Source organism: Desulfuromonadales bacterium (assembly GCA_035620395.1).
Classification (GTDB): Bacteria; Desulfobacterota; Desulfuromonadia; order Desulfuromonadales; family DASPGW01; genus DASPGW01.
Genome location: DASPGW010000243.1, coordinates 1 through 11,074, shown reverse-complemented (window position 1 = coordinate 11,074; position 11,074 = coordinate 1). Strand labels below are relative to the sequence as shown.

9 protein-coding genes are annotated in these 11,074 nt (G+C 64.5%); all 9 read left to right on the top strand.

Translation table 11 applies throughout. From position 1 onward, the window contains the following. The coding region (locus tag VD811_13410; protein HXV21979.1) for a chemotaxis protein CheA at positions 1-1,968 on the top strand (1,968 nt) is incomplete at its 5' end. A gap of 85 nt (positions 1,969-2,053) precedes the next feature. Further along, on the top strand, positions 2,054-4,078 hold the full coding sequence (locus tag VD811_13405) for a methyl-accepting chemotaxis protein (GenBank protein HXV21978.1): 2,025 nt from the start codon (positions 2,054-2,056) through the stop codon (positions 4,076-4,078). Between the two features lie 18 nt (positions 4,079-4,096). Then, positions 4,097-4,597, top strand: a complete 501-nt coding sequence (locus tag VD811_13400) for a chemotaxis protein CheW (GenBank protein HXV21977.1) — start codon at positions 4,097-4,099, stop codon at positions 4,595-4,597. A 22-nt stretch (positions 4,598-4,619) separates the two neighbouring features. Next, positions 4,620-5,489: a protein-glutamate O-methyltransferase gene (locus VD811_13395; GenBank protein HXV21976.1), complete on the top strand. Its 870-nt coding sequence runs from the start codon at positions 4,620-4,622 to the stop codon at positions 5,487-5,489. 33 nt (positions 5,490-5,522) lie between these two features. Beyond that, entirely contained in the window at positions 5,523-6,599 is a 1,077-nt protein-coding gene (locus VD811_13390; GenBank protein HXV21975.1) for a chemotaxis response regulator protein-glutamate methylesterase, read from the top strand. Between the two features lie 129 nt (positions 6,600-6,728). After that, the gene (locus tag VD811_13385) at positions 6,729-7,601 is read left to right on the top strand and encodes a HAMP domain-containing sensor histidine kinase (protein ID HXV21974.1); all 873 of its coding nucleotides are present in this window, start codon (positions 6,729-6,731) and stop codon (positions 7,599-7,601) included. Between the two features lie 27 nt (positions 7,602-7,628). After that, entirely contained in the window at positions 7,629-8,138 is a 510-nt protein-coding gene (locus tag VD811_13380; protein HXV21973.1) for a chemotaxis protein CheD, read from the top strand. A 50-nt stretch (positions 8,139-8,188) separates the two neighbouring features. Beyond that, entirely contained in the window at positions 8,189-9,913 is a 1,725-nt protein-coding gene (locus tag VD811_13375) for an EAL domain-containing protein (protein ID HXV21972.1), read from the top strand. Positions 9,914-10,346: 433 nt separating this feature from the next. After that, positions 10,347-11,074: aconitate hydratase B (locus tag VD811_13370; GenBank protein ID HXV21971.1), on the top strand; the 728-nt coding region annotated here is incomplete at its 3' end.

Sequence of the window (11,074 nt, the reverse complement as noted above, 5' to 3'; positions counted from 1 at the left end):
TTCCGGGTGCTGCACACGGTCAAGGGATCAGGGGCCATGGCCGGTTTCGAAGAGGTGGCTACGGCGGCTCACGAGATCGAAACTGTTTTCGAGCGGATTCGCAGCGGCGAGATGACGGCCAGCCGCGCATTGATCAGCCATACCCTGGCGGCCAGGGACCGGCTCAAAATAATGATCGAGTCAGGGGATGATGCCGAATGCGCCGAGCATGCTGCCGCTATCGTCGCCACCTTTTCCGGCTTTTCGTCCCCCCGGGAGCCGGCGCCGGCGACCGGTCACGCGCCCGGGTTGCCGCAATCCGCCGGTGACGCCGTGACCTACCGCATCCGTTTCCGACCGGCGCCGGAGATTTTCCGCCGGGGCATCAATCCCGCCACCCTGCTTCGGGAACTGGCCCATCTTGGCGACTGCCGCGTCGTCGCCCAGGTCGATGCCATCCCGCCGCTGGCCGAGCTCGATCCCGAGCTCTGCTATCTCTACTGGGACGTGATCCTGACCACCGAAGTCCACGTCAGCGCCATCCGCGATGTTTTCCAGTTTGTCGAGGACGACAGCGAAGTGACGATCGAAGCCGTCGACCTTCCCGAAGCGACCACCGAGGTCCGCCGCCTGGGTGAGATTCTGGTGGAGCGCGGCGATCTGTCGCTGTCGGCGCTGCAGGCCGCTCTGCAGGAGCGTCAGCGGCTGGGGGAAGTGCTGGTGGAGAAAGGCCTGGTCGATGGCGGCAAGATCGCTTCGGCCCTTGCCGAACAGGAACAGGTGGAAAAAATCCATCGTGAACGGCAGGTTCAGGACCTGGGCAGCAGCATCCGGGTCCGCTCCGACAAGCTCGATTCCCTGGTCGACCTGGTGGGGGAGCTGGTGACGGTTCAGGCCCGCCTCAGCCAGCTTGCCGCCCGCAAGGGCGATGGCGAACTGGTCGCGGTGGCCGAGGATGTCGAACGCCTGACCTGGCAGATGCGGGACCAGGTGCTGGGTATCCGCATGCTCCCCATCGGTTCGACGTTCAGCAAGTTCCGGCGGCTGGTCCGGGACCTGTCGGCAGAGCTGGGCAAGGAGATCGAACTGACGACCGAGGGAGCCGAAACGGAGCTGGACAAGACGGTGATCGACCGCATCTACGACCCGCTGGTGCACCTGATCCGCAACGGCATCGATCACGGAATAGAATCGCCGACGGTTCGCCGGGCTGCCGGCAAGCCGGGGCGGGGAAGAATTCATCTGTCGGCGACCCATGCCGGTCCGAATGTCCTGATCCGCATCAGCGATGATGGTCGCGGCATCGATCGCCATGCCATCCAGGCCCAGGCCGCGGCGAACGGACTGGTAGCGGCTGGCGCGGAACTTACCGACAAGGAGATCTTCGCGCTGACCTTTCTGCCGGGCTTGTCGACGGCGGCCAGCGTGACCAGCGTCTCCGGTCGCGGGGTGGGCATGGACGTGGTCAAACAGACCATCGAGGAGTTGCGCGGCTCGATTGAAATCGAGAGCCGGCCGGGAGACGGGACCACCTTCACCGTCAAGCTGCCGCTGACGCTGGCGATCATCGACGGCCTGCTGGTGCAGATCGGCAAGGATCAGTTCGTTCTGCCCCTCTCATCGGTGGAGGAATGCATCGAGCTGAAACGGTCAGGATCGGCCAAGGCACGAGAGCGGCATCTGGTCGACGTGCGGGGGCAGATCGTGCCGTACATCCGGCTGCGCGAACAGTTCGGCGTCGGCGGCGAGCCGCCGGCGATCGAGCAGGTGGTGATTGCCGAAACCGAGGGGCAGCGGGTCGGCTTCGTCGTCGACCAGGTGATCGGCAGCCACCAGACGGTAATCAAGTCGCTGGGGCGCATGTACCGCGAGGTCGCCGGACTCTCCGGCGCCACTATCCTGGGGGACGGCACGGTAGCGCTGATTCTCGACGTGCCGCGTCTGGTTGAAAACGCCGAATTGACAGAGATGAAAGCCTTGAGGGGCTGAGGCCTGCGCTGGAAGGTTTTGATAGTTTGGATCGGCAAATCGGTAACAGATTTTCCTATAAAACATACGAAGGGGAGTTACGGAGATGAAAGGTGCAAATTTCAAGTCGAGGGTGATTCTGGTGCTGGTGGCGGTGTTCGTCTGCTGCAGCGCCGTCATGGGGGTGTTCAACTACCGCAGCCAGGATCGCCAGCTGCGCGAAACCCTGGTATCCAAGATGGAAGGGGCGCTGAACCTGTTCCCCTCCCTCATCGAGGCCGATGCCGAGGGTCTGGCCCGGGCGCTCGCCGGCTTCAGCAAGATCGACAGCCTGATGCGGCTGCAGGCCGAAGGGAAACGCGACGAACTTCTGGCGACGGCCAAGCCCTACTTTGACGAGATCAAGACGAAGAACAACATCACCCACATGTATTTCGTCCGGCCCGACGGCACGGTTCTGCTGCGCGCTCACAAGCCGCCGCAGTTCGGTGACAAGCTGGAACGGGTGACGTACAAGAAGGCCGCGCAGACGAATGCTCTTGCCTGGGGAATCGAGATGGGCAAGAACTTCTTTTCCCTGCGTGCCATCCAGCCGGTCAGTTTTCAGGGTAAGCCGATCGGCTATATGGAACTCTCGGAGGAGATCGACCATCTTTTCCACCGGGCCAAGGAGATTACCGGGGACGACGCGACCGTCTTTCTGACGAAGGACTTCCTGCAGAGCAAGTCCTCCGAGGTCGGCAACGAGGAAGTCGGAGAATTTGCGCTGCTCGACTCAACCGACAAGGCGATCGCCCTCAAACTGGCGGCGCAGCTGGATCTGCGCCAGGGCCTCGACCGGATGGTGGTGGAAGATGCGGAGATCGACGGCAGGCAGTATATCGTCAGCATGGGGCCGCTCAAGGACGCCGCGGGGGAGACGACGGGCATCCTCTTCTTCCAGAGCGACGTGACCGCCCTGCATGCGGCGATGTGGAAGAACATCTACCAGAGCTCGCTGGTCTTTGCCGGGCTGCTGCTTGCCTCGGTCGTGGTCTTCTACCTGGCCATTCGCAAGACTCTTCTGTTGTTCAACGCCGCCATCAAGGCGGCCGATATCGCCGGCAAGGTGGCTGCCGGTGACCTGACCGTCGAGATCGAGGTCCAGGAGAAAGACGATGCCGGGCAGCTGGTCCGGTCGATGAAGTCGATGGTCGAGAAACTGCGCGAGGTGGCGGCCGGCGTGAAGGTGGCGGCCGACAACGTCGCCTCCGGCAGCCAGGCGATGAGCACGGCCTCGGAAGAGATGACCCAGGGGGCGACCGAGCAGGCGGCGGCCGCCGAGGAGGCCTCCTCGAGCATCGAGCAGATGACCGCCAACATCCGGCAGAACGCCGACAACGCCCTGCAGACCGAGAAGATCGCGGTCAAGGCGGCCGAGGACGCGCGCCAGGCGGGCGCTGCGGCCGCCGAGAACATGGCGGCGATGAAGGAGATCGCCGGCAAGATCATGATCATCGAGGAGATCGCCCGGCAGACGAATCTGCTGGCCCTGAACGCCGCTATCGAGGCGGCTCGGGCCGGCGATCACGGCCGCGGCTTTGCGGTGGTGGCCGCCGAAGTGCGCAAGCTCGCCGAGCGCAGCCAGGTGGCAGCCGGTGAGATCAGCAAACTGTCGGTCTCCAGCGTGGACGTGGCCGAGCGCTCCGGCCGGATGCTGGAGGCGCTGGTGCCCAGCATCCAGAAGACGGCGGAGCTGGTGCAGGAGATCGCCGCGGCGAGCCGGGAGCAGGATGCCGGGGCGGAGCAGATCAACAAGGCGATCCAGCAGCTCGACCAGGTGATCCAGCAGAACGCCTCGGCCTCGGAGGAGATGGCTTCGACGGCGGAGGAACTGAACGGGCAGTCGGAGCAGTTGCAGGAATTGATCGCCTTCTTCAAGGTGGAAGAGGGTCAGCGTGCCCGCGAGCGACAGGTGGCAGCAACGGTCCGGTTCGATGAAAGGCAGCGCGACGGCCGTTTCGTGGACGTGGGTGGGAGCCAAGGGCTCTCGCTGAAAAACGGCAAGGTACAGGGACCGTCTATCGACCTGGAACTGGTGCGCGGCGAGCGGTCCGGGGACAAGCTGGATGCCGATTTCGAACGATTCTAGAAAAACGGAGACAAGGTGATGAGCACGGCGAATATGACGAGGCAATATCTGACCTTCAGGCTCGGGGAAGAGACTTTTGCCGTCGATGTGACCAAGGCCCGGGAGGTTCTCGACTTTATCCCCCCCACCCGGGTGCCGCAGACGCCCGGGTATATGCTCGGGGTGATCAACCTGCGGGGGAGCGTGGTGCCGGTGGTCGACCTGCGACTCAAGTTCGGGCTGGCGGCGACGGCAACGACCCGGGACACCTGCATCATCGTCCTGGAGATCACCGCCGATGGCGAAGCCACGATCGTCGGCGCGGTTGCCGACTCGGTCCAGGAGGTGCTGGAGCTGGAGGCGGAGCAGATCGAGCCGCCGCCGCGCATCGGCACCCGGCTGAAGACCGAATTCATCCGGGGCATGGGGAACCACGACGGCCGGTTCCTCATCCTTCTCGACATCGACCGGGTTTTTTCCACCGACGAGCTCTCTCTGGTGCAGGGTGTCGGCGAAGGGGCTGCCGCGGTCTCGGCCTGAGAGGATGAGGGGGATGTTGGCCATGAAGCAGCCTGGAGGCGAGAGTTGCCGAGAGTACGCCGACGGCATCTCGGAGAAGAATTTCGTCCGTCTGAGCCGATTGATCCACGACCAATGCGGCATCAAGATGCCGCCGCATAAAAAAAACATGCTGGAAGCGAGGCTGCGCAAGCGACTGCGCGGCCTCGGGCTGGCCACCTACGGCCAGTACTGCGACTACCTCTTCGGCCCGGGCAGCGGGGAGGGGGAGCTGGTCAACCTCATCGACGTGGTCACCACCAACAAGACCGACTTTTTTCGTGAGGCGAAGCATTTCGACTTCCTCACCGAGGTGGCGCTGCCGCGCCTGCTGACGACGTACGGCGTCGGCCTGCAGCGGCCGCTGCGCGTCTGGAGCGCCGGCTGCAGCACCGGCGAGGAACCGTACACCCTGGCGATGGTCCTGAGCGAATTCGCCCTGGCGCATCCCGGCTTCGACTTCTTCATTCTGGGCACCGACATCTCCACCCGGGTGCTGGAGAAGGCCCGGCTGGCCATCTACCGGGAGGAGCGGGTGGAGCCGGTACCCGAGGCGCTGAAAAAGAAATATCTGCTGCGCAGCCGGGATCCGGAAAAAGGCCAGGTGCGGGTGGTGCCTGAGCTGCGGGCGAAGGTCCAGTTCCGCCGGCTCAACTTCATGGAGGAAAATTTCGGGTTGCGGGAGCCGGTCGACATCATCTTTTTCCGCAACGTGATGATCTACTTCGACAGGAATCAGCAGACGGCCCTGCTGCAGCGTTTCTGCGGCTGTCTGCCGCCCGGCCGCTATCTGTTTACCGGCCATTCCGAATCCCTGCACGGCATGGGGCTGCCCGTGGTCCAGGTGGCGCCCGCAGCCTATCGGAAACTGTAGGCGCTCCTGCAACCCCGAATCGACGCACTCACTATGCCCGCAAAGATCAAGGTCCTGATCGTCGACGACTCGGCGGTGATCCGTCAGGCGATGACGGAAATTCTGGCCGGCGATCCGGCCATCGAGGTCATCGGGACGGCCGCCGACCCGTTTCTCGCCGCCGACAAGATCCGCCAGCAGCTGCCCGATGTCATCACCCTCGACATCGAGATGCCGCGGATGGACGGCCTGACCTTTCTGCAGAAGATCATGAGCCAGCATCCGATCCCGGTGGTGATCTGCTCCAGCCTGACCGGGAAGGGGGCGGAGACGACGCTCAAGGCCCTGCAGTACGGGGCGGTGGAGATCATCAACAAACCGAAGCTCGGCGCCCGGCAGTTTATCGAAGAGTCGCGGGTTCTGCTCTGTGATGCCGTCAAGGCGGCGGCAACTGCCCGACTCCGGCCGCTCTCCGCGGCGCGGGCGGATGTCGATCCCAAGCTGACTGCCGATGCGGTGCTGCGCAAATCATGCGGGGGCGAAATCATCCGGACCACGGAAAAGGTGGTGGTGGTCGGCGCCTCCACCGGCGGCACCGAGGCGCTGCGCATTTTCCTCGAGGCCCTGCCGCACGACGCCCCCGGCGTCGTCATCGTGCAGCACATGCCGGAGCATTTCACCGCCGCCTTCGCCCGGCGGCTCGACGGCATCTGCCGCGTCGCGGTCAAGGAGGCCGCCAGCGGCGACAGCGTGATCCCCGGGCGGGCGCTCATTGCGCCGGGCAACCGCCACCTGCTGCTCAAGCGCAACGGCGCGCGCTACTGCGTCGAAATCAAGGACGGCCCGCTGGTCAGCCGGCACCGCCCCTCGGTCGATGTCCTCTTTCGCTCGGCGGCCCGGTATGCCGGCCGCAACGCGATCGGCGTCATCCTGACCGGCATGGGCGACGACGGCGCCCGGGGGTTGCTGGAACTCCGGCAGGCCGGCGCCGTGACCCTGGCCCAGGACGAGGCGAGCTGCGTCGTCTTCGGCATGCCGAAGGAGGCGATCCGCCTGGGGGCGGCCGGCAGCGTTCTGCCGCTGGCGGAAATCGCACCGGCGATGCTCGAGGCCTATCAGGGAAACCTGTAGGGGCGGCCCCCTGTGGCCGCCCTGGGCAGGCACAGGGGCCTGCCCCTACATTCGCGTATATGTTTAAATGCGGGTTTAATGACGCTGCATCTTCTCGCGGGTGCTCTATTTGCCGGAAGGGAATATGACATGAACAGGCTGACGGACCAGGAACTGATTGCTGCGCTTCAGGAGCGGCTGGAATTCAACCGCCGGGCCCTCAACGACCTGCGGGAGGTGACCCTCAAGCTCGAGGCGACCAACCGCAAGCTGCAGGAATCCGAGTCGCTCAAGAGTCACTTTCTCTCCAATATCCGCAACGAGATCAACAATCCGCTGGCCGCCATCCTGGGGCTGGCCACCCAGATCACCGGCGAGGCCGGAGGAGAGCAGGGCGCCTTGATCGCCCGCTTGATCTACGCCGAAGCCTACGCTCTCGACTTCCAGCTCGAGAACATCTTCGCTGCCGCCGAGCTCGAGGCGGGCGATGCGGTGCCGTCCCCCGCCCTGACCGATGCCGCTGCGATCGTGGCGGAGGTCGTCGGTCAGATGGCGCTCCAGGCCGAGGCGAAGAGACTCAGCCTGCGGCGGGTCGGCCTCCATTCCCTGCCGCTGGTCACCGATCCCCGGATGCTGCAGTTGATGGTCCGCAACCTGCTGGCCAATGCCATCGAGTTCAGCCCGGAAGGGAATGTGGTCGAGATCGATGTGCGTGGAGGCCAGGGGGCGATGCGCATTTCGGTGCGGGATATGGGGGCCGGCATCGACCCGGCCGACCAGGAGGCGGTCTTCGACCGCTTTCGCCAGTTGGAAGCCGGCAGCACCAAGAGCCACCGGGGCCACGGACTGGGGCTGAGCATCACCCGCTCGCTGGCCGAACTGCTCGGCGGCAGCGTTCTGCTGGAAAGCGCCCCCGGCGCCGGCAGCGTCTTTACCCTGGTTCTGACCGAACTGGCCCAAGATGTCCAGGCGCTGGCCCCGGAAGGGAACTTCGTCCTCTTCGGGCAGACGGAATTGTTCTGATCCCCCTCCCGGGAGTTCGCTGCCATCATGGATGCCTCTTTGCCCGAATTGAGCCACTACCTTTATCCGGGGGGAATCTTCGCCGATCCCCGGCCGCACCGCGTGACGACCATTCTTGGCTCCTGCGTGGCTGTCTGTCTCTGGGACCCCGTCTGCCGGGTCGGCGGCATCAACCATTACCTGCTTCCCCTCTGGAACGGTGAAGGGCTGCCCACCCCTCGCTACGGCAACGTCGCCATCGACCTCCTCGTCGAGCGCCTGCTGATCTTCGGTTGCAGTCGCGGCCGCCTCACGGCCAAGTTCTTCGGCGGTGCGGCGATGTGGGAAAACTCCAATGGTCTGCTCTCGGTCGGCGAACGCAACATCGACCTCGCCCGCCGTTCCCTCGAGCGGCACCGCATTCCGGTCGTCGGCGCCGATGTCGGCGGCGAGGCAGGGCGCAAGATCATCTTCGATACGGGATCCGGCTCGGTGCTTCTGCGCCGCACCCGCAGCGGCCAGGACATCGGCCGGCCGGCGACTGCGACCGGCAGATGAAAACGAGGGGGATAGAGACGAAAGTGCCAAGGCAATCAGGGGTCAGGAGGGTGGGGAAAGCATGCCAGGGACCAGATACCTTCAGGTATCTGCGGCGGTACACCCTGGGGCTCGGCCTGCTCTGGACAGTGGTCATCGTTGCGCTGATGGGTTACAGCCTCCTGTCGTTTCGGCAGCGGGCTCACGGCGAGGCCCTGGCCCGAGGTCGACAGGAGTGCTCGGCCTGCCACGACCAGCAGGGATGTCGGGAGGCGGGCCTTCCCGGTGGCCTTGGCATCTCCCTGGCGGTCGATGATCTGCAACCCGGTGCCCGGGGGCAGGCGCTGGTCACCTCCGCCGCCTGCCTGGGACTCTGGTTGCTCGGCGCGGCGGGGCTGCGGTTGGGCGAGTCCCGGCTGCGGCAACAGATTCTGACGACCCAGCGCAGTCACCGTCTGCGCCGTCGGGTACACCAAAGGCTTGCCCATCTGGCTCACCATGATCAACTCACCGGCCTGCCGAACCGGACCCTGTTCCGCGACCGTCTGCGACTCGCCCTCGCCTCGGCCCGCCGATTCGACGGGCGGGTGGCGGTCGCCGTTCTCGGTCTGGATCACTTCCGGACGATCAACCACAGCTATGGGCACGCCACCGGCGATCTGGTGCTCAGAGAGGCTGCCGGCCGGCTGACGGGATGCCTGCGTGCCGACGATACGGTAGCCCGCCTGGGAAACGGACGGTTCCTGCTGTTGTTTCCCAATGTCCGCCATGGCGACGATTGCGCCCGACTGGCGCGCAAAATACAGGAGACATTTTCGTCCCCCTTTATCGCGAACGAACGGGAACTCTATCTCACCGTTTCTCTCGGCCTCGCCATGTATCCGGAAGATGGCGGTGAAGAGAACGAACTGCAGCGCAATGCCGATGCTGCCCTGAGCCGGGCGCAGGATCAGGGCGTCAGCGTTTTCCAGCTCTACACCGCCAGCATGAATGAGCACGCCCTGGCCAGGATTACCCTGGAGAACCAGTTGCGCCGGGCGATCGAGCTCGATCAGCTCAGCCTCCACTATCAGCCGCAGGTCGATGTTCGCAGTGATGCGATCATCGGCGCCGAGGCGCTGATCCGCTGGCACCACCCGGAGTTGGGGGAGATCCCCCCGGACCGGTTCATTCCCGTGGCCGAAGAGTCCGGGCAGATCTTCGCCATCGGCGCGTGGGTCTTGGGCGAGGCCTGCCGGGAAGCGGCCAGGTGGCAGAAACTGGTCGGCAGACCCCTGCCGGTTGCGGTCAACCTGTCGCCGAGGCAGCTCCGCCATGCCGGTCTGGTCCACCTGATCGAGGCGGTGCTGAAGGAAACGGGATTGGCCCCGGAATGCCTGGAGCTGGAGATTGTCGAAAGCTCGGTCATCCACGATATCGACCGGACCATCGAAACGCTGACCGACCTCAAGGCGCGGGGCATCAAGGTGGCGATCGACGATTTCGGCACGGGCTACTCCTCCCTGAACTACCTGAAACAGTTGCCCATTGACCGCATCAAGATAGACCACTCCTTCGTGCGCGATCTCGAACCCGGCCGGAATGATGCGGCGCTGGTCGGCCTGATCGTGGAGATTGCCCGGAAAATGGGACTCAGTACTCTCGCCGAAGGGGTCGAAACGCCCGCGCAAAGGGATCTGCTGCAGGCCTGCCGCTGCCATCTGATGCAGGGCTACCTGTTCAGCCAGCCCGTGACAGCAGAGGCCTTTTCGGCGCTTCTTCGTTCCGCCTCCGGCAGCTTCTCCCGCGGGGCCTGAGGGGGCTCGCCGCTCCCTTCGCCTTGCCGGACCCGCCTTTTCGCTTCCCCTCGCTCCCCCCGATCCCTTTCTCTTTTGTCCCCGGCAGCAGAAAGCAGAAGCCCGCGTAGGCAAAGCAGAGCACCATAACGAATTCGAACATGGATCACCTCTCCTGGTTGGTTGATCCCAGCCTAACGGGAAGGTGTGACAGAATATGTCGCGTTGCCTGCCTGCGGGCATCTGTTTTAGAGGGTTCGGTACAAGATTTCCTCCTTGATGTACCCGACATCGCCGTTGACAACGACTCGGTCAATCGTATACAGTATGCAGAATTTCAAGGTCGGAATTTCCCCCCGTCCGGCCGCCGACGCCTTGATTTCAGCTTGTTTTCCGAACCGCCGCGCGAACCGGTCGCGACGACCGAAGCGCAACTTTTCCATGGAGGAGAGAGATGATCGAAGCCTATCTGAGACATGAGGCCGAGCGCAACGCCCAGGGGATCCCCGCCCTGCCGCTCAGCGCCGAGCAGGCCAAAGACCTCTGCCAACTGCTGCAGAACCCGCCCAAGGGGAAAGAGGATTTCCTCCTCAACCTGCTCAAGGAGCGGATCTCCCCCGGCGTCGACCCCGCCGCCGAGGTGAAGGCCGGCTTCCTCGGCCAGATCATCAAGGGGGAGATCAAATCGCCCCTGGTGGCGAAGAAGGATGCCGTCAAGATCCTCGGCACCATGATCGGCGGCTACAACGTCGCCCCGCTGGTCGAGGCGCTCAAGGACAAGGCGCTGGCCGAAGAGGCTGCCTGCGCCCTCGCCGGCATCACCCTGGTCTACGACGCCTTCGACCAGGTGGTCGAGCTCGCCAAGAGCAACGCCGCCGCCAAGAAGGTCCTCAAGAGCTGGGCCGACGCCGAGTGGTTCACCAACCGCAAAGGGGTCCCCGAGACGATCAAACTCAAGGTTTTCAAGGTCGACGGCGAGATCAACACCGACGACTTCTCTCCGGCCGGCGATGCCTGGAGCCGCCCGGACATCCCGCTGCACGCCCTGGCCATGGGCAAGACCCGCTTCCCCAAAGGCAACGCCGAGATCGCGCAGTTCCGCAAGGACGGCTTCCAGGTCGCCTTCGTCGGCGACGTCGTCGGCACCGGCTCCTCGCGCAAATCGGCCTGCAACTCGGTCCT

What these genes read in the sequence shown, in the direction of transcription:
- VD811_13405 (HXV21978.1), top strand. Translation starts at nt 2,054, where the DNA reads ATGAAAGGTGCAAATTTCAAGTCGAGGGTGATTCTGGTGCTGGTGGCG.
- VD811_13395 (HXV21976.1), top strand. Translation starts at nt 4,620, where the DNA reads ATGAAGCAGCCTGGAGGCGAGAGTTGCCGAGAGTACGCCGACGGCATC.
- VD811_13400 (HXV21977.1), top strand. Translation starts at nt 4,097, where the DNA reads ATGAGCACGGCGAATATGACGAGGCAATATCTGACCTTCAGGCTCGGG.
- VD811_13390 (HXV21975.1), top strand. Translation starts at nt 5,523, where the DNA reads ATGCCCGCAAAGATCAAGGTCCTGATCGTCGACGACTCGGCGGTGATC.
- VD811_13385 (HXV21974.1), top strand. Translation starts at nt 6,729, where the DNA reads ATGAACAGGCTGACGGACCAGGAACTGATTGCTGCGCTTCAGGAGCGG.
- VD811_13380 (HXV21973.1), top strand. Translation starts at nt 7,629, where the DNA reads ATGGATGCCTCTTTGCCCGAATTGAGCCACTACCTTTATCCGGGGGGA.